This window comes from Nocardia sp. NPDC102475 (genome assembly GCF_055584605.1).
The window spans coordinates 68295-94946 of the sequence record NZ_JBVJLS010000023.1; the positions used below are offsets into that span (position 1 = coordinate 68295).

General features: G+C 65.8%; 15 protein-coding genes. 1 reads left to right on the forward strand and 14 read right to left on the reverse strand.

Going from position 1 to position 26652, the window contains the following annotated elements; all coding sequences use genetic code 11:
• Positions 1 to 17: 17 nt before the first annotated feature.
• Complete coding sequence (locus tag ACZ60G_RS33585) at positions 18 to 3386, reverse strand: arabinosyltransferase domain-containing protein (RefSeq protein WP_465815277.1); 3369 nt, start codon at positions 3384 to 3386, stop codon at positions 18 to 20.
• Positions 3387 to 3762: 376 nt separating this feature from the next.
• On the opposite strand from ACZ60G_RS33585, the gene ACZ60G_RS33590 reads away from it, so the two are divergent.
• Positions 3763 to 4260, forward strand: coding sequence for a peptidylprolyl isomerase (locus ACZ60G_RS33590; protein WP_465815278.1), 498 nt, complete (start codon positions 3763 to 3765; stop codon positions 4258 to 4260).
• Between the two features lie 58 nt (positions 4261 to 4318).
• Here the strand turns inward: ACZ60G_RS33590 and ACZ60G_RS33595 are convergent, their stop codons facing one another.
• From ACZ60G_RS33595 to ACZ60G_RS33655, 13 genes are all read right to left on the reverse strand, one after another.
• On the reverse strand, positions 4319 to 5863 hold the full coding sequence (locus ACZ60G_RS33595) for an acyl-CoA carboxylase subunit beta (protein ID WP_465815279.1): 1545 nt from the start codon (positions 5861 to 5863) through the stop codon (positions 4319 to 4321).
• Positions 5864 to 5888: 25 nt separating this feature from the next.
• Positions 5889 to 11249, reverse strand: coding sequence for a polyketide synthase Pks13 (gene pks13, locus ACZ60G_RS33600; RefSeq protein WP_465815280.1), 5361 nt, complete (start codon positions 11247 to 11249; stop codon positions 5889 to 5891).
• A gap of 107 nt (positions 11250 to 11356) precedes the next feature.
• Complete coding sequence (gene fadD32, locus ACZ60G_RS33605; protein ID WP_465815281.1) at positions 11357 to 13273, reverse strand: long-chain-fatty-acid--AMP ligase FadD32; 1917 nt, start codon at positions 13271 to 13273, stop codon at positions 11357 to 11359.
• 192 nt (positions 13274 to 13465) lie between these two features.
• On the reverse strand, positions 13466 to 14506 hold the full coding sequence (locus ACZ60G_RS33610) for an LLM class F420-dependent oxidoreductase (protein ID WP_465815282.1): 1041 nt from the start codon (positions 14504 to 14506) through the stop codon (positions 13466 to 13468).
• Between the two features lie 188 nt (positions 14507 to 14694).
• Positions 14695 to 15690 carry a cutinase family protein gene (locus tag ACZ60G_RS33615; RefSeq protein ID WP_465815332.1) on the reverse strand — a complete coding sequence of 332 codons (996 nt, stop codon included), beginning with the start codon at positions 15688 to 15690 and terminating at the stop codon, positions 14695 to 14697.
• Entirely contained in the window at positions 15681 to 16211 is a 531-nt protein-coding gene (locus ACZ60G_RS33620; protein ID WP_465815283.1) for a DUF732 domain-containing protein, read from the reverse strand. Before ACZ60G_RS33620 ends, ACZ60G_RS33615 begins: the two co-directional genes overlap by 10 nt.
• A gap of 102 nt (positions 16212 to 16313) precedes the next feature.
• Positions 16314 to 18116: an alpha/beta hydrolase-fold protein gene (locus ACZ60G_RS33625; protein ID WP_465815333.1), complete on the reverse strand. Its 1803-nt coding sequence runs from the start codon at positions 18114 to 18116 to the stop codon at positions 16314 to 16316.
• Positions 18117 to 18326: 210 nt separating this feature from the next.
• Positions 18327 to 19364, reverse strand: a complete 1038-nt coding sequence (locus ACZ60G_RS33630) for an alpha/beta hydrolase (protein ID WP_465815284.1) — start codon at positions 19362 to 19364, stop codon at positions 18327 to 18329.
• A 1051-nt stretch (positions 19365 to 20415) separates the two neighbouring features.
• A complete protein-coding gene (locus ACZ60G_RS33635; RefSeq protein WP_465815285.1) occupies positions 20416 to 21519 on the reverse strand; it encodes an alpha/beta hydrolase in 1104 nt (367 codons plus the stop codon).
• A gap of 357 nt (positions 21520 to 21876) precedes the next feature.
• Positions 21877 to 22884 carry an alpha/beta hydrolase gene (locus ACZ60G_RS33640; protein WP_465815286.1) on the reverse strand — a complete coding sequence of 336 codons (1008 nt, stop codon included), beginning with the start codon at positions 22882 to 22884 and terminating at the stop codon, positions 21877 to 21879.
• A gap of 323 nt (positions 22885 to 23207) precedes the next feature.
• Positions 23208 to 25151 (reverse strand): arabinofuranosyltransferase AftB family protein, encoded by a 1944-nt coding sequence (locus ACZ60G_RS33645; RefSeq protein ID WP_465815334.1) that lies wholly within the window; start codon positions 25149 to 25151, stop codon positions 23208 to 23210.
• Between the two features lie 7 nt (positions 25152 to 25158).
• Complete coding sequence (locus ACZ60G_RS33650) at positions 25159 to 26091, reverse strand: decaprenyl-phosphate phosphoribosyltransferase (RefSeq protein WP_063039856.1); 933 nt, start codon at positions 26089 to 26091, stop codon at positions 25159 to 25161.
• A 1-nt stretch (position 26092) separates the two neighbouring features.
• Entirely contained in the window at positions 26093 to 26638 is a 546-nt protein-coding gene (locus tag ACZ60G_RS33655) for a phosphatase PAP2 family protein (RefSeq protein WP_465815335.1), read from the reverse strand.
• Between the last annotated feature and the right edge of the window lie 14 nt (positions 26639 to 26652).

A 26652-nucleotide genomic window follows, 5' to 3' on the forward strand; every position in this document is an offset into this window, starting at 1 on the left:
CCTGTCTGTCTCACGAACTAGAACACACGCAGTTGTCCGGGCGACCAAAGCCCCGAACGGCTGGCCGTACCCGTATCCAACTTGGCCGGAACCGCATTCGGGTAGTACTGGTCGTACCGCTCCAGTGAACCCCAGTCCCGCGCCCAGTTGTTCTTCAGATACGTCGGAACGGTGCTCGACTTCGCCAGCATCTGACCGAAGCCGAGGAGGCCGCCGAATTCCTCGGCCTGCCAGGTATTCGTCGAGCTGATGGCCAGTGGCCGGTCCGGCAGGATCCGGTACCCGGGCACCTCGGCCACACCGTTCTTGTGGTCCAGTGGCCGCTGGCACGGGAACTGCAGCCCGACCGCCCAGTCCAGCAGCACCGGCTGTTCGGAGCCGATGAAGCTGTTGAGCGTAGCCAACTTCGGCATCCGTGGCGGGGTGAAGGCCAACCACTGATCGCCGATCAGGATCGGGTCGTTGGCGACAATGCGCACCGCATCTGCATCAGGCGCGATTTCGTCGAGCGGGATGCGCAGATTGCGCCACGACGGGAACGGACCGATATCGCGCGGCAGGTAGGTGCCGAGCATCTGCACGCTGCCATCGGGCAGGTGCTTGCCGTAGTCGACGGTCAGCGACTGGCCGTACCGGGTGTCGCCGGTGTCGTCGATGGACAGGATGCGACCCGCGGCCGAAATGACCACCAGCGGACGATCATCCGAGCGCGGCGCCAGCTGGTACCAGCTGGAGACCAGATGCGCGGGCTGCTGCACGCCCGGCTGGTAGCTGCCCATTACCGGCGTGGTGGCCGGATCGAGGCCGAAGGGCAGGGTGGCCCGGCTGCCGTTGACACCGGTCGCGCCGAAACCACCGTCGGTGCCCGCGTTCTGACCGTCCGCACCGACCGGGCCGACCGACTGGGTGGAGGTATTGCCGGTGCCCGGCTTCACCTCGATAGTGTCGGCGCTGAGCTTCTCGGGCACACCGTTCGGATCGAAGCCGACCGGATCGGCGCCGGCCAGCGGATCACCGTTCTTCGGCGGATTCGCCGGATCGACGATCGGCGTGAGCATGCCGTTGCCCTTGTTCACATCCGGTTCCACCAGCACGTCATTGGCGAGACCGCACGAATTGCCCTGCACCGCATCGAAATTCGACCGCGCGAGCGAATACGCCGGGTACTGCGACACCGCGCCCTTGAGCAGCGAGCACACCTCGAGCAGCACCATCAGCGCGGCGACGACGGTCAGCGGGATGGCGGCGAACTTACGAATCCGCTTGCCGCGCACCGACTTCGCCGATGGCTGCGGTTTGGTGTAATCCTCGCGCAGCGCCGACCAGCCGACCAGCGCCAGCGCCAGCCCGAACAGCACCAGCATCAGCGTGTTCGACTGGTAGCCGTGCAGCGAGATCCGCTTGTCGAACCACGGCACACCGAAGCTGGACACGTACCAGTAGCCGTTGATGCCCGAGAACGCGATCGCCAGCACGAACAGCAATCCGGCGAGGAAGATCGCCCGATTCTTCCTGGCCCGCAACGCACTTGCCGAAACCGCCACCGCGGTGACCGCGGCCAGTGATCCGGCGATGCCCGCGTACGCGCCGAAGTGGTGGGTCCACTTCGTCGGGTTGAACATCATGAAGAAGATGGTTCCGAAGACCACGCCCATCAGCCGCCAGGTCGGACCGCTGGCGATGCCGGGAACCTGCCTGCGCCGCAACAGCACCAGCATGGTGGTGAACAGGCACAGCAGCATGATCAGGAAGGCGAAGCGGCGCGACAGCGATCCGTCGACGGTCTCCACGAACAGGTAGTAGTAGCGCAGGTAGTCCTCGTACCAGGCCAGGTTCGGGCCGGTTACCTGCCGCACCCGGTTGGCCTCCTGGATACCGGCGAAGGTCTGGTCGGTGTAGACGACGATCAGTACCAGCAGACCCGCCGCCGCGATCGGCGCGAGCAGCGGCAGCGTGGAACCCCACTTGCCGACACCCTGCGCCGCGAACTGCCGATGCCGCCGCACCACGATCCGCACCAGCGGCCGGATACCGGCGAGCAGCGCCGCCACACACATCAGACCGGTCGGCGCCGCAGCCAGGGTGAACGCGGCCACCAGAATCGCTACCGCGGCCGGAAGCAGCCGACCCGTCGCAATGGCTCGCTCGATCGAAACCCAGGTCAGCAGCGCGCCGAGCGCGACGATCGGCTCCGAGCGCAGACCGTTGTCGAACGGCAGCCAGAACGCCAGGAAGACCAGCCCACCGGTCCACAGCGCCACCTTGTTGTTGCGCACACCGCGCCCGAGCCGGGGCACCACCTCGCGGCTGATCACCATCCAACAGAGAATCGCGCAGAACAGCGCGGGCAGCCGGACCCACGGGCTCGCGGTGGAGATCTCCGAGAAGGCCTGGATGACGTAGTAGTACCAGCCGAACGGCGCCTCCGGCACGCCGTACCAGCGGAAGTAGTTGGCCATATAGCCCGCGTGCGGCGCCACCCGCACCATGCTCAGGATGTAGCCGTCGTCGGAGGTGTTGGCGCCGACGAAATGCCACAGCAGCAGCGTGCCGACGACCGCGCCGTCCGCCCAGTTCGGCTTCAGCCAGTTGGCGGGCAGGATCCGGCGGTGCCCGCGCCCGTCACTGCCGTCGAGCCGAGCCAGTGCGCCGAGCGCGATCAGCGTGCACAGCACCGCCGCGATCATCGCGATCAACTTGACCGGGGTAGGGCTGGAGGAGAACCGGGTGTCCACCGTCATGTGGAACGAAAGGCCGGTGGGCACCGCGCCCTTCAGATCGGTGAACACGCCGACCACCTGCGGCCGCAGATCACCGTTCAGCTGCCCCTCGACCGGCACCTCGACCTTCTGCGTCGTCCCGGGCGCCGCGCCCTCGACCGGCCGCTCGATCGTCGTGGTCACACCGTCGAACGACGCCCTGGTTCGATTGATGTCGGAGCCGATGGTGATCGACGTGCACGCGCCCAGCTGCGCACGCTCGGCCGAGGCGACCACGGCATTGCGGTCGACCACATCCACCGTGGTGTCCGAGACCCGCACGAACAACGCCTCGAGCGAGGCCCGGTCGCCCTGCGGCGGCGCGGTAGCCAGCAGCATCCCGCCGTAGCTCGGCAGCTGATCGATTGCCGAACACGGAATGCGCGCGTCGAGATCGATGGGCACCTGCGACATGAGCGGCGCCTGCACGCTGTTGAGGGCGCCGTCCTGCGGCCAGTTCAGCGTCGCGGTGGTCTGGCTGACCGGTAAGAACGGGGCTGCCAGCGCGAACAGCGCGCCGAGCACACCGGCGACCAGCGCGACGAGGCGCGCGGTTCGGAAATCGCTCGGTGCGACTTCGGGCGCGGCGGGCGGTTTTGTCAAGACAGCGGTAGCGGCGTCGGGCACGGTTGGCAATGCTAGCTGTGTTGGATTTGCCGCGCCTGCGGCACGGCGTGTTCGCGGCCCCCTCGTGGCTTGCGTCCGACCCTTTCGAGCGACCTGCAAGCAGTCGCAAGCGGCGCGGCCGAGACTCGCGACTGCGTCGCATGCGCTTCGGCCACCCGGACGCAAGCCGGGCCGCGAACGGCGCATGCTCGATCTCGCTTCGCTCGAAAACCTGAGCTGAGCCGCGTGGTCGGCAATGCCGATATGTGCGGCCACAGCGAACTGGAGGCTGCACAAGCGCGCAGACGGGTGCGGCTACAACGCCGGCGACCTTCATGGTCAGCAAAGTCGACCCGAACTGCTGACCGGTTGCCATAGGGATGGAAAGGTGGGCTTTATGACAAAGGTGAATCTCGAAACCAACTACGGACCGATCGTGCTGGAGCTCGACGACGCGAAGGCCCCGAGCACCGTCGCGAACTTCGTGAATTATGTGAACGCCGGTCACTACAACGGCACCATCTTCCACCGCGTCATTCCGGGTTTCATGATCCAGGGCGGTGGCTTCACCCCCGAGATGCAGCAGAAGGGCACGCAGCCCCCGATTCAGAACGAAGCGAACAACGGCCTGAAGAACGACAAGTACACCGTTGCGATGGCCCGCACCAACGACCCGCATTCGGCCACCGCGCAGTTCTTCATCAACATCTCCGACAACGGCTTCCTGAACCACACCGCGCCGAACCCGCAGGGCTGGGGCTACGCGGTCTTCGGCAAGGTCGCCGAGGGCTCCGAGGTGGTCGACAAGATCGCCGCGGTATCCACCGGTTCGTCGGGCATGCACCAGGATGTGCCGCAGGACGACGTCATCATCGAGTCGGCGACCATCGCCTGACTTCCGCTGCCACGAAGAGCATCGGGCCGTATCCCGCCGGGGATGCGGCCCGATCCCGTCAGAGCGGCAGGAGGTGGTGTTTGCGGGGGTTGCGGACGAGGGCCTTATCGCGCAGGAGGTGCAGGGCGCGACGCAGTTCCAGGCGGGTGGTCGACGGTTCGATGACGGCGTCGATATAGCCGCGCTCGGCGGCGACCCACGGGGTTGCGACGGTCGCGTTGTAGAAGTCGATCATCTGCTGACGCACCGCGGCGCGCTGGTCTTCCGGCGCCGCCTCGATCTGCTTGCGGCCGATCAGGCTGACCGCGCTCTCCGCGCCCATGACCGCGATCCGGGCGGTCGGCCAGGCCAGATTCACATCCGCACCGAGCTGTTTCGAACCCATCACCGCATATCCGCCGCCATAGGACTTGCGGATTACCACGGTCACCTTCGGCACGGTGGCCTCGACGTAGGAGAACAGGAAGCGGCCGCCGCGCTTGATGACGCCGATCTTCTCCTGTTCCACACCGGGTAGGAATCCCGGTGTGTCGACAACGAATACGAGCGGAATCTCGAACGCGTCGCACATCCGCACGAAGTGCGCGGCCTTATCCGAGGCCCTGGCATCGAGCGCACCGGCGGACACCATCGGCTGATTCGCGACCACACCGACGCTGCGGCCGTCCACCCGCGCGAATCCGGTGATGATATTGCGCCCCGCCGAGGCGCCGATCTCGTGGAAATCACCGTCGTCGAATATGCGCAACAGGATGTCGTGCATGTCGTACCCGGAGTTATCCGAGTCCGGGACAATCGAATTCAGTTCCAGATCCGATTCGGTGATCTCCGGCTCCAGCCCCGGATTCACGATCGGCGGCTGTTCCTGGCAGCTCGTCGGCAGGAAGCCCAGATACGCGCGCACCCATTCGAACGCGGACTGCTCGTCATCGGCGACGTGATGGATATTGCCGTACTGCGCTTGGCTATCGGCGCCGCCGAGTTCCTCGAGGCTGACGTCCTCACCGGTGACCTCCCGGATTACGCCGGGCCCGGTGACGAACATGTAGGCCTCGTGCGTGGCCACCACCACATCGGTATTGATCGGGGCGTACACCGCCCCGCCCGCACACTTGCCGAGAATCATCGAAACCTGCGGCACCATGCCCGATAGCGGCTCGGCGCGGTTACCCAGCTCGGCGTACCAGGCCAGTGAGGTCACCGCCTCCTGCACCCGGGCGCCGCCGGAATCGTTGATGCCGACCACCGGGCAGCCGACCTTGGTCGCGAACTCCAGGACAGCGGCGACCTTGCGGCCGAACATTTCCCCCACCGAACCGCCGTAGACGGTCTGGTCGTGCGAGAAAACCGCCACCGGCCTGCCCTCGACCAGGCCGTGCCCGGTGACCACACCGTCGCCGTACAGTGCCGATGGATCACCCGGCTTGCGAACCAGCGCACCGATTTCCACGAAGGTACCCGGATCGAGCAGCATATTGATCCGGTCGCGAGCGCTCGGAATTCCCTTTGCAGCCCGCTTCGCCACCCCCGCTTCGCCCGCCGGTTCCTGCGCTAATTCCAGTCTCTTTCGCAGGTCGGCAAGTTTCTCGGCAGTAGTGCTCACTTGGCCCCTCTCATCAGGTGCACCCCTACGGGGCAAAAACGGCAAGCTTCGCGGTGAGGTCGGCTCCGATCTTTCCGATCCGCGGCTCGTCAACGATCTGGAGGTGGTCACCCGGAATATGTATAACCTCGAGGTTCGGAATGTATTCATCCCAACCGCCATTGGGCCGCCGATCCGCGAAACGCGGCTCCAGCTCGATCGCGCCGTCGTGGTAGCGATCGGCAAGATAGAGCACGACGTCGCCCTCGTAGCGGGTGGGGCGCAGCTTCTGCAACGCGCGATTCTCGATCCACGAGGTGCGCTGATGTTCGAGCACACCGCCCGGAATCTTGGTTCCACTGATCTTGACGAGATCGCTGATCATCTTGAACTGATCTTCGTCATCGGCCAGCGCCAGTTCTTCCAATTGCTCCTGCGGCAGTTCGCCCTCGACCCCATAGGTCTTCTTGGCGAATGCCTGGTAGCGCTGGATACGGCGAATCCGTTCCTCCGGGCTGTTGTCCTCCGGCTCGGTCGGGATGGCCAGGTCGATCAGGCCGACCATGCGAACCTCCGCGCCCTCGGCACGAAGTAGATGCGCGACCGCCAAGGCGAGTACCGCGCCGAGCGACCAGCCGTACAGCACGTACGGGCCGTCACCCTGGATGCGGCGCAGCTGCGGCACGTACTGCTTGGCACGGTCCTCGATATCGCCGTCGGCACGTTCGATGCCGTACATCGGGGTGTCGGCGGGCAGGCGCTTCAGCAGCGGTTCGTACACCAGGGTGTTGCCACCCGCAGGGTGGAAGACGAAGACCGGCACCGCATCCGAGCCCTCCGCGCGCGGGCGCAGCGTGCGAACGAACCCGTCCACATCCGCACCGCTGTCCTGCAGATTGCGCACGATATCGGAGAGTTGCTCGATGGTCTCGCAGTCGAGCACGTCGTCGACGGTGACCTCCGCCTTGATCCGCTCGGTGAGTCGGGCCGCCAACTTCTCGGCGACCTCCTCCTCCAGGATCGGCAGGGTATTGAAAATTCCACCCGCCGACTTACCGGTGACGATCGCCCAGGTGGCGAAGGTCAACCGCTCGGCGGCATCACGCGGCGGCACATCGTCCTCATCGGCACCAGTGGGCTGACCGCCGAAGATCGCAGCGGCAGCCACGGCCTCGGCCCCACCCACCGCGGTGGTGTCCTCGGTATCCAGAGCGCGTTCGATCGCAGCTTCGTCGGCCTCGGCCGCAGCGGCCTGCGCGGGAGTGGCCGGGGCAGGCGCGGCGGTACCGGCGGCAGCACCGGTGATACCGGCGGCCGTCTCCGCCTCGACGACGATCTTCTCGGCCTCCGCCTGCACCGAGGTGTTCTCGGTATCCAGCGAAACCCCTTCACCGGCAGCGGCATTCGCCACCACGGCCGCCGGGTCCGCACCCGCCGCAACCGCAGCACGCGCCGCGGCGATGAATCCGCCGTCGACCGCGATCTCCTCACCGGCCGCCTGCTTATCGGCAATCGCCTGCACCTCGTCGCGGTGCTCGATGGCGTAATGCAGCACCTTGCCGACCTCGTTCAGGTTGGCATCGCGCACGGCTTGGATCTGCAGCTGCGGAATATCGAATTCGTATTCCACCCGGTTCTTGATGCGCATGGCCATGAGCGAGTCGAGGCCGAGCTCCATCAGCGGGATTTCCATCGGCAGATCCTCGACCGCGTAACCCATGGACTCGGCGACGATCAGCGCCAGCCGCTCCTCCAGGGTCTGGCTGCCCGCCGGATCCCAACGCTCACCGAAGGTTTCGACGATCTCCAGATCGGCCTCGCCGGTGGTCGCGACCTCGGCTCCCGGAACCTCAGCGGCGACAACGGGTTCGGGCAGCGGCGCACCCGAGGCGACGACCGCCTCGAACAGCAGCTGGAAGCTCGCACCCTCGCGCGCATGCACCTGTACCGACGCGCCACCGAGGTGCGGGATCAACGTGGTGGTCAGCGTTCCAGCGGTCGGCAGCACCGCGTGCGGGACCGACGCGCCCAACGAGACCTCGCTGAGTACCTGTGCCGCAGCGGTTTTCACCAGCACCGCGAGATCGGTGACGGCCGAGGCCTGCACCTCCCACACGTGCCTGCCGTCCGGCAGCGCGACATGCGCACCGGGCACGCGGGCATTGCCGCCGCCACCGGCCATCTTCGCCTTCGGCCAGTACTGCTTGCGCAGGAATGCGGTGCGCGGAATATCGGCGTAGCCGCCCGCGGGCAGCAGCGACGGCAGATCGACGCGATGCCCGTGCACGTAAAGCTGTGCCAGCGCGGAGATTACGCCCGCCGACTCGTCTTCTTTGCGCTTGAGCGTCGGGATGAGCTGCGCATCGTGCACCCCCGCCGCGAAGGTCGTGCCCAGAACTTGCATCAGCGCAACGGAATTCGGCGCCAATTCCAGGAAGGTGGTGTGGCCGGTGTCCACCGCGAGCTTCACCGCATTGGTGAAGTACACCGAGTGGCGCATGTTCTTGACCCAGTAGGCCTCGTCGTGCACCGGATCGCTGCCGGGCCGGTAGAACTGTTCCTTGTTGACGGTCGAGTACAGGCCCGCCGTCAACTTGGTCGGCTCGATACCGGCCAGTTCCGCCGCCAGCTCACCGAGCAGCGGATCCATCTGCGAAGTGTGCCCGGCGCCGCGGGTCGCCAGCACGCGGGCGAATTTGCCCGCCTCCTCGACCTTGGCCACGATCGCCGCGACCTGATCCTGCGGACCACCGATCACCGTATTCGTCGGCGCCGCGTACACCGCGCATTCGACATCCGGATAATCGACCAGCATCGCCTCGACATCGGCGGCACTCAGCTCGACCAGCGCCATATTGCGCACATCGTCATCGCTGATCATCGCCTCGCCCTCGCCCATCAGGCGCGAACGGGCGCAGATCACGCGCACCGCGTCCTCGAGCACGAGGCCACCGGAGATGTAGGCCCCGGCCACCTCACCCATCGAATGACCGACCACCGCATCGGGTTGCGCGCCGTGCGCGCGCAACAGTGCGGCCAGACCGATCTGAATGGTGAAGATGCCGACCTGCGAGGTGCCGACGTTGTAATCCTGGGCGTCGTCCAGGATCATCTCGCGCACCGAATACCCGGCCTCGTCCTGCACCAGCTCGTCGACCTCGTCGACGGCCTTGCGGAAGATCGAATTCTCCAGGTAGAGCTGCTTACCCATCTTGCGGTGCTGCGCGCCGAATCCGGCGAGCACCCAGACCGGGCCGTTGGCGGCGGGGGCATCCGCGGTGAACACACCGAACCCCGGCTTACCCGCCGCGATGGCGCGCAGACCGGCGACGGCCTCCTCGTGCGTCTTGGCCAGCACGACACCGCGCGAACGCGCGTGACTGCGCTTGGCCGTGGACCGGGCCACATCCGCGAGCGGAACATCGCGCCCCGCATCGGATTCCAGCCAGTCGGCCAGATCCGCGGCGGCCCGCCGACGCCGCGAGGGCAGGTAGGCCGAAACGGCGATGATCACCGGCAGCGGCTCATCCCGCTCGGTCGACCACTCCGCCTCGGGCACAACGGCTTCCGCGGCCTCGACGATCTCGGTGGCTTCCTCGATCACATCGGTCGACTCTTCGTCGACCTCCGCGGCCACCGGCTCGGCAGCTACCGGCGCCACAGCGGCCACCGACGCCGCGGCGGGCACATACTCCTGCAGGACGATGTGCGCGTTGGTACCACCGAAACCGAATCCGGAAACGCCGACCGTCGCGGTGCCGCTGTAACGCGGGAACTCCGTGGGCTCGGCAACAACCTGCAAATGCGCCTGGTCGAACGGGATATACGGATTCGGGCCCGCGAAGTTGATGCTCGGCGGCAGCACATTGTGCTGGAAAGCCATGATCACCTTGGCCAGGCTGGCCGCACCCGCGCCGGACTCCAGGTGACCGAAGTTGGACTTGGCCGAACCGAGCAGCGCGGGCTTATCGTCCTCGCGTCCGCGGCCGACCACCCGGCCGAGTGCATCGGCCTCGATCGGGTCACCCAGCAGGGTGCCGGTGCCGTGCGCCTCGATGTAGTCGACCGTCGAGGGGGCTATACCGGCGTCCCGGTAGGCCCGGCGCAGCACCTCGGCCTGCGCATCCGGGTTGGGCGCGAGCAGACCGTTGGACCGGCCGTCATTGTTGACCGCGGAACCCTTGATCACCGCGTAGATCTTGTCGCCGTCACGCTCGGCGTCGGCGAGCCGCTTGAGCACGACCAGACCGCCGCCCTCGGAGCGGACCATACCGTCGGCATCGGACGAGAAAGCCTTGATCCGACCGTTTTTTGCGACACCGCCATTGCGGTCGAAACCGAGCGTCGCCATCGGCGACAGCAGCATATTCACGCCGCCGGCCAGCGCCAGATTCGAATCGCCGTCGCGCAGCGAGCGCACCGCCTGGTGCACCGCGACCATCGTGGATGAGCAGGCGGTGTCGATCGCGACCGACGGGCCACGGAAGTCGAAGAAGTAGGACACCCGGTTGGGGATGATGCTGGAAACGCTGCCCATGATGGCGTATGCCTCGGCCGAGGCGGGCACAGTCGGATCCGGGGTGCCGAGTCCCAGCGCGGCGATCAGCTGGAATTCATTGCTGGACGAACCGATGAAGACACCGACCGGTTCACCCTTGAGCTCACTGGCCGGAATTCGGGCGTGCTCCAACGCTTCCCAGGTCAACTCCATGGCCAGCCGCTGCTGCGGATCGACCCGCTCGACCTCGATCGGCGACATCGCGAAGAACTCCGCGTCGAAGCCCTTGACGACCTCCTGATCGAGGTAGCCGCCCAGCGTATTGCCCTCGGCGACCGCCTCGGCGACCGCGGGTTCGCTGGTGAACTCGTCCCACCGGCCCTCGGGACGCTCCCGGATCGCGTCACCGCGGTTGATCAGGAATTCCCAGGTCGACTCGGGGGTATCGCCCGCGCCCGGCAGCCGGGTGGACAGGCCGACGATCGCGATATCGTGCGCCTCGCCCGGCTGGTAACCGGCGGTGTAGAACGAATCGTCGGCGGATTCCTGCGGCAACTCCGGCTCACCGTTGACGACGACCTCGGCCAGCGACGCGATGGTCGGATGCTGATAGACGATCGTCGCCGTCAGCACCACACCGGTCAGCTCTTCGATATCACCGCCGAGTGCGATGGCATCGCGTGAGGCCAGCCCGAACTCCTCCATCGGCCGGTCCACCGTGATCTGCTCGATCGATTGACCGGTCGCGTCGGCGACCCAGCGGCGCAGCCACTCGCGCAGCTCCGCGACGGATATATCGGTCCGCGGGGCGGATTGCGAAACGTCCCCGGCGCCAGTGGGATCGATCGCGTCCGCATCGGCGAGCACGATCTCGGTCGTCTGGTCGGGCGTGCCCTCGTTGTCAGCCATCAGTTCCTCAAGCTACCTGTCTGCGTACCGGGCGCGCCGCGAATCGACGCCTGACGTGGGAAGCCACGCCCAGGCGTCGATATTCGGATCGAGCCACCCTCGGGCAATTACTCTTCCGGTGCATCCGGGAAGGCCTGCTGGGTGTAACCACCCCGCAGCGTTCCCTCCAGATAAGCAGTCTTGCAGGCGCGTCGAGCGATCTTGCCGCTGGAGGTCCGTGGAATCGAACCCGCGGGAACCAAGAGCACGTCGCGCACGGTCACACCGTGACGCTGGGATACCGCCGCGCGGACCGCGTCGGCGATGGGCAGCGGATCGGCCTTGCCAGCGCCGGGTCCGCGCTCGCCCACGATGACGAGCTGCTCGGAGGCATCGTCGGCATCGAAGCTCAGGCCGGAATGGCTGCCCTGTTCGAACACCTCGGCGGGCAGCTGGTTCGCGGGCACCGAGAAGGCGGCGACGAAACCGGGCCGCAGCGCCTTCGAGGCCTCCTGCGCGGAGAACTCGAGGTCCTGCGGGTAGTGGTTGCGGCCGTCGACGATCACGAGGTCCTTCACCCGCCCCGTGATGTACAGCTCGCCCTCGAAGTACACGCCGTAGTCGCCGGTGCGCATCCAGTTGGCGTCGGCCGCGGTGCCCTCGGTGTGGCTGCCCTCGGTGAGACGATGCGCGACCTTGTTGTGGAAGGTCGCTGCGGTCTCGTCCGGACGACCCCAGTAGCCGATGCCCATGTTGTTGCCGTGCAGCCAGATCTCGCCGACCTGACCGTCGGCCAACTCGTGCCCGCCGCCGTCGGAATCGACGGTCTCCGGATCGACGATGGCGGCCCACTGCGACAGTGCGACATAACCGCAGGAGACCTGCGCGATGGCGTTCTCGGCGCCCTGCTCGACCTTGACCATGCGACCGGCGTTGAGCTCGTGGCGGTCGACGTAGACGACCTTGGCCTCGTCCTCGGCCTTGGTCGCGGAGACGAACAGTGTCGCCTCGGCCATGCCGTAGCAGGGCTTGATCGCGGTCTTGGGCAGGCCGTACGGGGCGAACGCGTCGTTGAACTTCTTCATCGACGAGGTGGTCACCGGCTCGCTGCCGTTGATCAGGCCGATGACATTCGACAGGTCCAGCGATTCGCCGTTCTTCGGCAGGCCACGCGCCGCGGCGTGCTCGAAGGCGAAGTTCGGTGCGGCGGCGAAGGTTCCGGCACCGTCGTTGTGGGCGGCCAGTTCCTTGATCCAGCGGTACGGGCGGCGCACGAACGCGCTCGGCGACATGATGGTGATGTACTTGCCGCCCACAGCGGGCAGGATCACCGTCAGCAGACCCATATCGTGGAACAGCGGCAGCCAGGTGACACCGCGCGAGTTCCAGTCCAGGTTGATCGCATCGACCATCTGCAGCAGGTTGGTGCCGACCGCCCGGTGGGTGATCTCGACACCGGCCGGGACGCGAGTGGAGCCCGAGGTGTACTGCAGGTAGGCGATGTCATCGACGGCGACATCGGGACGCACCCAGCTCTCGCCGACAGCATCCGGAATCGCGTCGACCGCGATGATGCGCGGACGCTGGGCGGCGGGCAGCGAGCGGAAGAACTGGCGCACACCGGCCGCGGAGGAGCTCGCGGTCAGAATGGCCGAGGGTTCGCAGTCGCCGAGCACCGCGTGCAGGCGGTCGGTGTGGCCAGGCTCGTCCGGGTCGAACAGCGGCACCGAAATGGTGCCCGCGTAGATCGCGGCGAAGAAGGAGATCACGTAATCCAGGCCCTGCGGGGCCAGGATCGCGACCCGGTCACCCGGGTTTGTCACCTGCTGCAGTCGAGCGGCCACCGCGCGCAGCCGAATACCGAACTCACGCCACGTCAGCTCCTGCGCCTCACCGTCGCGCTCGCGCGAATAATCGATGTAGCGGTACGCGAGGGTGTTCGCGTCGTTGCGGGTGTGCTTCTCGACGTGGTCTACCAGGGTGTGATCATCGGGAATACGGATGTTCCCGGTCTCATCCAGGTAATCGTCGAAAGTCTCTTCCATTCCTTCATCTCCTCCGAGGCACACGCAGCAAGACGGCGACAACGCCGCTGTTACCTGTGAGGCCCCGACTCGCTATCGCCCGCGGGTGCTCTACATGCGAGAGCCAGCCTGCAGATTTTATTGCGGTCTGCGCGGTAGACCGCTATCGGCTAGATGTTCTCAAACCAGAGTCATGTTACAGAGAAGACCGGGTCACTCCCCCCGCAGCAGCGGAATAATCGGCGCGAACGCGTCCATCTGGGTTGGGAACACACCGACATAGGACATCGATGTGAGTTGCCGCACCTGACGGATCTGTTCGGCGATTTCCTCGAATGTGCCGATCGCCACATACGGCGAGGCGAGGATTTCCTCGACCGACAGTTTCACGTCGACCTCGAGGTCCGGGTGCAGTCCGCGCTCGATCGCGGACAGCGCCATCTCGGCGGTCTTCTCCCGGTCGTCGGTGATGACGATCGCGGTAATGGCCCAGTTCAGCTCGATATCGGCGAAACGCTCACCCGCGACTTCCTTGATCAGGTTCACCTTCTCGATGGTCTTCTCCAAGGTGATGCCGGACAGCAGGCCCTTGCCGTTCTTGGTGGTGACCGGAACGACCGAAACGATGTCGGCGTGCTTGGCGGCCAGGCTCAGCATCTTCGGACCGCCGCCGCCGGTGCAGATCGGCGGGCGCGGACCCTGCCGCGGCCGTGGCGTCCCCTTGATGCCGTTCACCTGGTAGTACTTGCCCTCGAAGGTGCATTCCTGGCCACGCAGCAGCACATCGAGGATGGTCAGGGTCTCGTCCAGCTTCGCGAGGCGCACGCCCGGCGATTCGTACGGCAGACCCGCGGCGACGAATTCGTCCTGCTTCCAGCCCGCGCCGATGCCGACCTCGAGGCGGCCCTTGGACAGCACATCGATGGTGGCGAGGTCCTTGGCCAGCACCACCGGATGCCGGAAACCGTTGGCCAGCACCGAGGTTCCCAGCCGGATACGCTCGGTGGCCTGGGTCAGCGCGCCGAGTGCGGCGATCGGGCCGATCTGGTCACCCAGGTGGTCCGGCACGACGAAGGTGTCGAAGCCGTACTCCTCGGCCGTCTGCGCGGTCTGGACGAACTTCCTGGCCCCGCCCTCTTGCTTATTTCCCTCGCCCGCGGCCGCGAAGCGGAAGGGCCGCAGCGGAGTACCCAGCGCGGTCGACTCAGCATCCGCTTCACGGCTCGCCGTGGTGGCCGGTGCGGCTTCTGTCATGAACTCATGCTCCTGGCTGTAAGGAAATGTGGGCGCGACGCCGGGCCGCATCGTGCCCACGCTTCTGGGGGCTCGAGGGCCGGCGTCGCGATCATCAGGCGCACTTTACAGCGTGTGACGCAACTCCAGTGCGGTTGTCGCGGTCCGCCCGCTCGAACACAGGTTGTGACCGTGTCCGCTGTGCTATCTCACGAATGCGCCGGATGTGGTGCGCCTTCGATCAAACCGTTGGCCCAGTTCACCGTCCACTGTGTCGCGGTGGTGCCATCGCCGTCCACCACGTAGCCGTTGTAGAGGCTGTGCACCGGGTTACCGACCGCGCGGACCAGGGTCAGCACGCTGCCGACGATGTTCAGGGGACTCAACGCATCGCGCGGCGAATCGCAGATCATGTCGCCGGGCGCGCAGATGGTGTAGGTGCGATCGGCGAGCGAGCCGAAACCACCCGAACGCACACCGGTCATCGTGATCCCGGGCACCTTCAACCCATTGAGCGAAACCTCGGCGCCGACTCCGGCGGGCGCGGTGCCGATCTGGATGGCCTGGCCCGGTCCGTTGTCACCGGTGCGGCGGCCGTCGGCGATCAGCATGACGCCGAGCACCTTGTCCGCGGGTACCGGTCCCTTGCCAGCGCCGATCTGGTTGGCGATATCGCCCGCGATCACCGCGCCCTGGGAGAACCCGGCGACCACATAGGTGGTCAGCGGACAGTCGCGATATCGATTCGCCATCGCGTCCTGCGTGCGCTGCCAGCCCTCGGAACGGCTGTTGTTGTACGACTGCTGGCCGTCCGGCGGAATCGCGATCGGATTGGAGAACTGCGCGACGTACGGAACGGTGTAGACATCGAGCCGTCCCTCCGGGAACTGCTGCGATACCGGCCCGGAGACGTTGAGCATCAACGAGATCGGATTGGCCGTCGGATTGTGCGGATCGTCGTTGCTGTTCGATTCCCAGGTACCGGGTATCGAAATCATCTGCACGTCGGGACACCAGGCCGGCTGGGAGGTCGGCGGTGTCGGCGGCGGCTTCGGACCAGGCTTCGGCTTGCGCAGCGGTCCGGCGAGCACGAACCACAGCAGCAGCGCGATGACGACGACGAGCACTACCAGACCGATGAAGAGCAGGCACCCCGCCGGTTTTCGGGACCGGCGGGAGGCCGAAGTGCGCGCACTCACTGGCAGTACGTCGACTTAGCCGTATCGATGTAGATCTTGCCGGCCTGCTCCACCGGCATCTTCGCCGGATCGAAGGACGGATCCGATCCGGCCATCGCGGTGGCGAAGGTCATCAGATCCTGATCGGAGGCATTCGCCGCGACGCCCTGGCAGACGTAGGTGCCGATGCTCAGCGCGATATCCGGGCTGGACGGGGTGATGCCCGCGGCCTTGAGCGCGTCGAGGAACTTCTTGTCCTTATCGGTGAGCTTCGACGTGTCACCAGGTGCGGCATTGGTCGGGACAGGCTGGGGGCGCTCCGGCGTCGCCGTATCCGCGGGCGTTTCGGGGGCCTGCGACGGCTGACCGGTTGCACCGGCGCCGGGCGAGGCAGGGGCCGAGGCGGAGGTCGTTGCCGCCGCCGTCGTGGTGTGGGACAGCGTCGGCGTGTTCGACACAGTCGAATCGTTATTGCCACAGGCGGCGAGCAAGCCGGTAGCGGCGATCCCCACGACTACGCCGATAACCTTTCCGCGGGTCCGATGCATGAATTCGTGTCCTCGATCTGTTCGCTAAGGGGACGGGTCGCCACCCAGGCTAGAGGAAAGCCGAGCATAGGTGCAGGCGGTCGGCAAACAGACCGGTTGGAATTAAATGCCGTGGACTTCGGGTTTGCCATCGCGCACCGTAATGAATCCGGTCTGGAAATTCTGCTGGATGCCCCCCGGAACGGCGAACTCGTCACTTGTCGGGTACCCGAGCCTGCCGTTCTCGTAGCCGACCACCGACCACATATCCATGATCGGACCCGAACGCACCGGCCACGCACCCGACAGCGGGCTCCAGTAGATATTTCCGCCCTCGAACTTGGAGTAGCGACCGAAATCCTTGCTCGGGGCCTCGTCGGCGGTGGGGAAGCCGAGTTGGCTGTTCTCATAACCCAATTCGGCGTACTTGCCCAAGATCATTCCCTGCACATGATGCACACCGGTCTTCGCGCTGTAGTAGAGCGGACCGTTTTCGAAGGACTGGACCACACCGTCCCTATTGGGGACCTTGGTCTCGGGTCCGGTGGGATATCCGGCTGGGCCGCGCTCGAAGCCCTGCCGACCCCATTCGTCGAGAATCGCGCCGCGCACCACCTGGGCGCCGGTCCGCGGAGTCCAGTAGAGCAGGCCGTTCTGGAAGGCCTGCATGCGTCCGCGGCCGTCCGGCAGCCCGCGTTCGTCATCGGTGGGCAGGCCGAGCGCACCGCCCGGGCCGAGCGCGGCCTGGTAGCCGCCGCCGATCATGCCCCCGACCGCGTGCGCGCCGTCGGCCTGCGAATAGAAGACCCGGCCGCCCTTGAAGTCCTGTGCGTTGCCGCCCACCACCTGGTACTCACCGGTGAGGCATTCACCGAGCCAGCCGTTGCCGCTCGCCAGGGCGGCGATCGCGCCCCCGGTCTGGCAGGCCGGTTTGTTCGGGTCGACCCCGAGCGCGGCGGCGGCCTGCGGCCAGGACTGGCGCATTTCGAAATCCCAGTACGGCCACGAATGTGTGCCGGAGGGACGGTAATTCACCTGGGCCGGGATGGACAGCTTGCCGAGTTTGGTGACGAAGTTCTGCGAGGTCAGCCGGGATAGGATCTCCAACCCCATGCCCGCGTAATTGGTGCTGACCCCGGGAATACCGCTGGCCTGGTCGAACGGTCCGATCGAGCCGTTACCGCTGGAGATATACAGGCTGACGCCCTTGAGCTTGTCCGCCAACGCATACGGGTCGTGGCTCTCCCACTCCGGACCGCCCGGCGGACCCCACATGGCGGCCGAATCGAATCCGCCCGCATCGTGCATGGCGTACTGGATCGCCTGCGGCATCCCGAGGGTGGTCGTAGTGAGCACACCGGAGTACGACGCGGCGTATTTCGCGAAGTTCGGATTGCGCCCGGCCAGGAACATCGCGGCCGTGCCGCCCATCGAAATGCCTTCCATGCCACGCACATCCGTGGTCCGCCACTGACTCTCGAGCAGCGGCGGAAGTTCCTTGGTCAGGAAGGTTTCCCATTTGTAGTTGCGACCGTTGTCGGGCTGCAGCCAGTCGGAGTAGAAGCTGGACTGACCGCCGACCGGCAGCACCACCGTGACGTTCTTATCGGCGAAGAAATCCACCGCACCGGCGTCGTGGGTCCAGCCGCTCTCGTCATCGGTGGCGCGCAGACCGTCGAGCATGAACAGAGCCGGGAACCTGACCTCCGGGTGTGTGTTCCAATCCCGGGCCAGCAGCAGCTGCACCTGGATGGGTGTTGCCATCGATGGCGAATTGATCCACAGCGCCACCCGCCGATCGGTCAGCCACACCACCCGCTGCACGATCGCACCGACAGCGGGTGCGGCGGCGGGCTGGGCGTTTGCGGGTGCGGTGCTCGGGGAATGCCCTGAGGCGAGTGGAATCGCGATGGCGGCGGCGAGCATCGCGACCCGGCCACGGGTCACACGTCCGCTACGTCGCCCGCGCCGCCCCCAGCTGCCCAATGCAAGTCCTGCCACAAGTGTTTCCTACCCCGGTTGCGGCGCGGTTGCGGGTAAGACACGCGGACAGGCTTATCCGCCTGGCGAATGCGAAACGGCGCCGCCGCTTCCGTTCGGAAGCAGACGGCGCCGTTCGGCGTCTAGATCCTTAGCTCACCAACCGCCAGTGGCGTCGAGGATGCCGTTGTGGGAGTTCCACAGCTCACCCTCCCAGTACTTCCACGAGTGGGTACCCGCGGCCGGGAAGTCGAACGTGGCCGGAATGCCGAGCGAGGCCAGGCGAGACTGGAACGCGCGGGTGTTCACCAGCGACAGCGCCTCGAGCGCCATACCGTTGGCGGTGTTGAAGTAGCCGACGGCCGAGTTCGGGTTGTCGTACTGACCCGGCAGACCGCTGGCCGCCGAGATGTACATCGGCAGACCCTTCAGCTGCGGGGCGAACACGAACGGGTCCATCCGCAGCCACTGCGAGCTCCACGGCGCGGCCATCGAGTCGACGTTGTAGCGGCCCGCGTCCAGCATCGCGATGCGGATCGCCTCACGCATGCCCGGCGCGGAGATGTTCAGGTAGCCGGAGTAGGACGCGGCGTACTTGAACTGGTCGCGGTGGTAGGCGGCCAGCGCCAGCGCGGCCGAGCCACCCATCGAGAGGCCGACAACCGCGTTGTTCGTGCGCGACACACCGTAGCCCTCGAGGAAGGCCGGGAGTTCCTTGGTAAGGAAGGTCTCCCACTTGTAGGTGGTCTTCTGACCGTTGGTGTTGCTCGGGCTGTACCAGTCGGCGTAGAAGCTCGACTGGCCGCCGACCGGCATGATCAGCGAGATGTTGTCGTTGCCGAACTGCTGGAGGGCGTTCGTCTCGAACGACCACGCATTGCGGTCGTCACGTGCCCGCAAGCCGTCGAGCAGATACAGCGCAGCGTTACCGCCGCGCGCCGCCCACTGCACCTGGACCTTGATCGGACCCATCTGCGACGGGACCATCAGATCCTCTAAGCCGCCCGACGGCGTCCGCAGCGCGGGGCCGTGCACCGGCGCAGCCAAAGCAACGGTCGGGCCCGTCACGCCTGCGGCGATCGGTAGCGCCAACGCCGCCGCACCGACAGCCAGAATTCGATTCCGCCAACCACGAGGGGTGCCTCGCCGTCCCGACTTGGTTCTCTTCGGCGCGGCCGCCCTGCCGAAACGCATGAATCCTGCTCTCTTTCTGCTGTTGTGGTGTTGCCCGTAGCCCTTGCGGGCCGGGCAACACCCGTGCTGCCAACGAGACGCGCGTCACATGCGAACCGGTACCCGACATTCCGGCACAAGAGACGGCGCTACAACGATCTGGTCACACTTGCGCTCGCTGGAGGTTATTCGACGTGCGAAGCCTTAGCAAGACCGGGGTATTCGAGTGGCCGAATTCCGCCCGTTCACAAGCTGTGATCGTGCGGAGACCTTATCGCGTTCGTGCGGAGATGTCGTGTCGGAACGGGAATTTCGGACAAAGATTAGGGGGTCACTAGGGAGTCCGAATCCTGACCCCGGGTAGCGGCTCAGATCCGGCAGCATCTCGAGCACTCGGTCGGGTCGGTAGCGCCAGGCGTGCACACCGACCGCCGGGTAGCGGAAGACCGTGTTCGCCAGGCCGCGGAAATCCAGCCGCAGCGCCTCGCGCATACCCGGCGCCGAATATTCAGGTAGCCCGAATACGAACCTGCATAGCGGAATTGGATTGCCCGCCGACCGGAATGACAACGTTGATATTCCACTGCGGCAGCACCCGGGAGATCCGCCAATACGAATGCCACCCCAACCGCCGAGCTTCGCAGTCAGTCACTGGCAACTATTCAGCGCACTCAGCGATGCCGCAGCGGTTTCGACCTTTCGCCCGTGCGAGCACCATTGCTCGCCGCTGTCGAGCATTGCTCACGCTGTCGAGCATGAGGATCGACACTCGACACCGATGCTCCCCGCGCACAGAAGGTCTCGGCGTTATCGCTCTTCTGACCGGCAAGTGCTCGAACCAGAAGCCGCCGCGATGTCGGATGGTGATGAGGTCCGGGAATTACCGACGCGAACTCTTACCACGAACCTTCGCCGGGCATGCGGCGCCGAGACTCCCGAGCCAGCGATCATCCAGCCAACCAGCGGGGCAAATGCTCGATGCGGACAAAACAAAGCCGCCCGGTCCGTGCACCGGGCGGCTCGTGCACCGCAACACATGCCCGCGGGAGCGAGCGTCGCGGCGGCCGATAACTCAGCCGATATTGGCGGACATGTCCGGAATCATCCGATAGGCCTCGTCCTGCCAGTTGGTCCACGCATGCAGCCCGGCGGGCGGGAACGAATACACCACGTTCTGCGCCCCCAACGACATCATGCGGACCTGAAATGCCCTGGTATTCGCCAAGGCGAGCGCCTCGAGCGGCGAGCCCCTGAGGAGACGATCCGCGGCAACCGGGAATGGAATATTCAGATCCTCGGGCATCGGCAGCGCACTACCGGCGGCGACCCACACCCGGGTGCCGTTCGCGATCAAGCGCGGCGCGAAGACGAACGGATCCATCCGCAGCCACTGCGGACCCCACGGCGGCGCCATCGAGTCCACGTTGTAGCCCCCCGCGTCGACCATCGCCGTCCGAATCGCCTCCCGCATACCCGGCGCCGAAATATTGAGGTAGCCCGAGAACGCTCCGGCGAAGCTGAACTGGTCCGGATGATAGGCCGCAAGCGTAAGCGCCGCACTGCCACCCATCGACAGCCCGAATACACCATTGCGATTCGGGTTGAAGCCCAAGCGATCCCGCAGCGCCGATCGCAGTTGCTGGGTCAGGAACGTTTCCCAGTCGTAGCGATAGCTCTTCCCGGGCCCCGCCAAAAAGGCTTCCGTCGCACCGGATCCGGTGGCCGACCCCATCGAACCGGGCGTGACGCCGAAGAAGTTACTCGGGGCATTCCAGTCCGCGTAGAAGCTCGACATGCCGCCGACCGGCATGACCACATTGATATTCCAGTTGGCGAGGATCTCGGGGACGTTGGTCTCGATCTCCCAGCCATTGAGCGTTTCCGGTGCCCGCTGGCCGTCGAGCACATAGACGACGCGGTTGGTATTGCCGTCCGCCGCGCGCAGCACCCGGCTCTTGATCGGACCCATCACCGGGGAATCGACCCAGAAGTCGAAGGCCGCCGGGTTGAGGCCCGCCGACGCGATGGCGCCACTGCCCGCGAGGGAGATCCCGAGCGGTAACAGCATCACCGTCGCCACACCGAGCACCCATTTCTTCGCCCAGGAACCACCGGCCGCCCCGGCCGACGAACCGGCCGAGCTTCCGGGCCTACGTTGCCAGCGCGCACTTCGCATTCGACTCGACCTTTCATCCAGACGGCCAGTCGGCAAACTTCAAGCAATTTTCGACTGACGCCTCATCGGGCACAAAGACAGCCAACCCTGTCCAAAACAGACATACCACCTGCATACATGCTGCTCGCACATCAATCTCCAGCGAATGCTTCTATGTTGCTGAAAAGTGATCCAACCCACAACCATCGAAGGGCATCCAGCAGCTGATTCGTTGTCAACGGGGGTTCCGGACGGATGCGAGCAAACAAAAAAAACCGCCTGGTGTGCGAACACACCAGGCGGTCAGATCACCGCATTACCAGCCCCGCTCCGAGCGAGTCTTACGAGCGACGCAGGCGCTGCAAATCAAACACAGTTTTACCCGATATTGGCGGAGAGATCCGGGATCATGCGGTAGACCTCGGACTCCCAGTTGTGCCAGTTGTGGATGCCGACGGACGGGAAGCTGTAGGTGACATTCTGCGCACCCAGCGTCGCCATCCGGACCTGGAAGGCCCGAGTGTTGACCAGTGCGAGCGCCTCCAGCGGCGTGCCCTGGATGACGTCGAGCGGCGAGCTCGCATCGGACGGACCGGGCAGTGCGCTGCCTGCGGCCACCCAGAGCCTGGTGTTGTTCCGGATCAGCTGCGGCGCGAAGACGAACGGATCCATGCGCAGCCACTGCGGGCCCCACGGCGGCGCCATCGCGTCGATGTTGTAGCCGCCCGCGCTGATCATCGCGACGCGCAGCGCCTCGCGCATACCCGGCGCGGAGATGTTCAGGTAGCCGGAGTACGAACCGGCATAGACGAACTGGTCCGGGTGGTAGGCCGAGAGCGTCAGCGCGGCGCTGCCGCCCATGGACAGGCCGAAGACACCGTTGCGGGTCGGGCTGAAGCCCAGGCGATCACGCAGGGCATTGCGCAGATCGCTGGTCAGGAAGGTCTCCCACTTGTAGGTGTTCGACTTGCCGAGGGTCTCGTTCCAACCCGAGGACCCAGTCATCGCGGACCCGGAGGACGAACCGTTGGCCGACCCCGACGAACCGGTGCTCAGGCCGAGGAAGTTACCCGGCGCGTTCCAGTCCGCGTAGAAGCTGGACGGGCCGCCGACCGGCATGACGACATTGATATTCCACTTGGTCAGCTCGCGGGCGACCTCGGTCTCGATCTCCCAGCCGCTCAGGTCACCGCGGGCCCGCATACCGTCGAGCGCGTAGACCACACGCCCGGTATTGCCGTCCGCGGCGCGGAAGATCCGCGACTTGATCGGCCCCATGCTGGAGTCGACCCAGAAATCGAAACCGTCCGGGTTGAACGCAGCCGACGCGGAACCCGCCGGACCTGCTACTGACACCCCGAGCGGCAGCAAGATAGCCAGCGACATCAGCACCGACCGCTTGAGCCACGAACCGGCTCTACGGGTTTTCAGACGTCCATTGTGCGTCCTTCGCCCGATCACGCCTCGCATCTGGTTTTCGGCCTTTCGTTATGCGGTCGTACTTCGACCGCGTCTCTACGTTGACCACTGGATGGGCCCATGTCGAATCGGAAGCCCCAACGGGCGTTCCCACGTACCATATCGCGACATCGATGCGGTGGCGTTATCAAAAAGAGATAAAGCGATATGCGCCACGTTTATTTGCCCTGGTCAGTGAAAGAACTGGGGCCCACAGAGATCCATGGGCCCCGTGTGACAGGAGTTGCGTCTTACCTTTGCGGTTGAGGATACGGATCCACCAGCCCGCACCGCTCGATCTCGTACTTCGGCACCCGATCTATCCGGTATTTCGCGAAGTGCAGTGCGTGGATCAGGTTGTGCTTGAAGCGACCCCAAGTGAGCGGATCACGGTAGGAGATATTCAGTGCCACGGTGTCCGGGCAGCTCATGGCGATACGCGCCTGGGTGACCCACTTCTCGTCCATGTACCAGGGCATCCACGGATGCCGGTCGACCATGCCGGTATCCACCACGACCCAGTCCGGATACAGGCTCTTGTCGTGGCCGATCCGGCCGTCGGTGAGCCGGTCGGTGTGCGCGGCCAGCGGATAGGCCAGGCCCATCTGGTCGATGACGCGCACGTCCAGCGGGACGTTCATGCTGGTCATACCGAGATTGAGGAAGTAGACGGTATGCCCGGCGCCGCCATCGGGAATCGGCTGCGGCGGGGGCGCGATGTACCAGAACATGAACGACGGCGAGTTCAGCAGCAGACCGCCGTCGGGGGTTTCGGCGATGTTGTTCACCATGGCCCGCACGCGCGGGTAGTCCAGGTAGTCCTCGGCCAGGATCGGATGGTCGTGGCCGGTATTGAGGACGTAGTAGACGCGCTCGTCGACGATGCCGGAGGCACTGATCTTGGTGCCGGACTTGATGGCCGTGGTGTTGGCCGCGAACAGCGCCCAGCCCGCGGTGCCGAGCAGCGCGAGTGTGATCACCGCGAAGGACCAGTCCTTCGCGGTCACCGCGCGCAGACCACCTTGGCGGTTGAACGAGGCAAGCGGCAGCCGGATCGGCACCACAGCGACCGGCAGCAGCAGGCAGAACAGCTGCGGCAGCAGCATCCGGCCGTGCATGAAGTCACCGCCGACGCGCAGAGCGTAGATCGTGAGGACGAATCCGCTGCCGAGCATGAGCGCGACCACCGCACTCGGCGAGTGCAGCCATTCGCGGACTCGGAGCACCGTCCAGCCGCGTTCGTCGGTTGCCTTGTCGGCACGCGCCGAGCGGCCCGCGACCACACCCAGGACCAGCAGCACCAGCAGCGGCACCCACAGGTAGTACGGACCGACCAGATCCCAGAGGTATTTGAAGCCCTGACCCCACTTGGCGCCGCCCGCATCCTTGGCGACCGCGGTATTCGGATAGGGCAGGCCGTAATAGCCCATCCGCCAGACCTGGTAGCACATCGGCACCAGTCCGGCGGCGGCAACGATCAAGCCGCGCAACACGATCGGATGCAGCCGGGACTGCGGCATCGGGGCCAGGAAGATCATCAGCAGCGACAGCGCGCCGACCAGCGTCATCTCCGGACGGATCAGCGGTGCGAGTCCGGCGAGGAAAACCAGCCCGAACAGCGCGGGCAGCTTCACCCGCTCGGTCTGACTCCAGCGCACCAGTTGCCACCACAGCAGGCCCAGCCAGCAGATGACCAGACCGCTCTCCAGACCGGAGGTGGCGTAGTCACGGGCGGGCGGCAGGGCGATGTAGACGAATACGCCCGCGGGAAGCAGTAGCGCCGACATGGTGCCGCCCCACAGCCGCGCGGCACCGAGCATGGCGAAGACGATCGCCAGCATCGACACCGTGAGTGCGACGCCGAGGACGACGTACTCCAGCCTGGCCCTGGTGAGCCAGCTGAAGAACCACACCAGATAGGTCCATGCGGTACTGGTGTTGGTCTCGACGCGCTCGCCCTCGTTGAAGACCGGCCCGTTGCCCGCCAACAGATTCCGCACCGTGCGCAGCACGATGAGGCCGTCGTCGGCGATCCAGCGTCGCTGCCAGGCGCCGACCGAGAATAGTGCGACGGTGAGCACGATCCCACCGACGAAGGTGGCTCGGGATAGCCTGACGAACCGCAAGGCCGAACGAGCCGGCCCTTCGGCCGGCTCCTCCGTCACTTGTTCTGTTCGCTCCACTCCCTCTACCAGCAGTTCGTCAGGTGAGATAGACAGCGACACCTACCGCTCCGATCCAGGCGATTGCGAGGAACTGGAGGATGCGATCCCCCAGCGCGATCTCTTCGGGTTCACCGGCCTCGCCGCCATCGACGTCGACCGCGTAACGCAGGATTGCGATGGTAAACGGAATCATCGAGATTGCGAACCAGTTGGTGTGCTTGAGGCTGTCCTGTTGGAACGCCCACAGACCGTAGAACACCACCACCGCGGTCGCGGCGAGAGTCCAGATGAAGCGCAGATATGTCGGTGTGTAGTACTCCAGCGACTTGCGGATCTTGGCACCGGTGCTCAGCGCGATCTGGAGTTCCGCATAGCGCTTACCCGCGGCCATGAACAGCGATCCGAACGCCATGATCAGCAGGAACCATTGCGACAGGTCGATATTCGCGGCCGCGCCACCGGCGACCGCCCGCAGCAGGAAGCCGGAGGACACGATGCAGATGTCCAGCACCGCCTGGTGCTTGAGGCCGAAGCAGTAGGCCAGCTGGATGCCGATGTACACGGCCATCACCACGGCCAGATGCCAGGAGGCCAGGAACGATCCGGCGATCGAGCCGACCAGCAGCACCACCGAGAGCAGGTAGGCCAGATTCACCGGGACCACGCCCGCGGCGATCGGGCGGTACCGCTTGGTCGGGTGCGCCCGGTCGGCCTCCACGTCGAGCGCGTCGTTGACCAGGTAGATGCCCGAGGCCGCCATGCAGAAGACCACGAAGGCGATGCCGACATGGCCGAGCACGCTCAGTTCGGTCGCGGTATCCGGACCCGCGGCCAGCGGCGCGGCGAGCACCAGCACGTTCTTGACCCACTGACGCGGGCGGACCGCCTTGAACAGCCCGCCGCCCAGTGTCTTGGGCGGACCCTTGACTACTGCTTCGGCTAGGTCCGTGCTGGTCGGCTCTTCACTCATGTCAACGAACGTCTTTTCTTGTGCGGTCACTATCGAGTCTCTTTTCGGCGGCAAGCACAACAGCGGCGGACGCGGCGCCGAGCGCGGAACCGGCGAGCACGTCGGAGGGATAGTGCACCCCGAGCACAACCCGGGAGAGCAACATCGGTGGGACGAGCACCGCAGGCAAGGGTAGCCCGGTCAGTCTGCCGAGCAACACCGCCGCTGCCGTGGTCGAGGTCGCGTGCGAGGACGGGAAGCTCAGCTTGCTCGGCGTCGAGACGTTGACCTGCACCGATGGATCATTGGGGCGCGGGCGCCGGACGACGCGCTTGATGACGATCGATGCCGCGTGCGCGCCGACCGCGCCGACCGCGACCCCGGCCCACTGCCGTCGTCGCGGTTTGTCGACGAGCCAGCCCGCCGCCGCGATGCCGATCCAGCCGAGCGCATGCTCACCGAAATGCGACATACCGCGCGCGGCCTTGATCACCTCGGGCTTGGTGCCGATGGTCGCCTGGACCGCGTTGATGATCTTGACCTCGGGCGGCTGCGGCGCGGACGGCACCGCCGATACCGGGC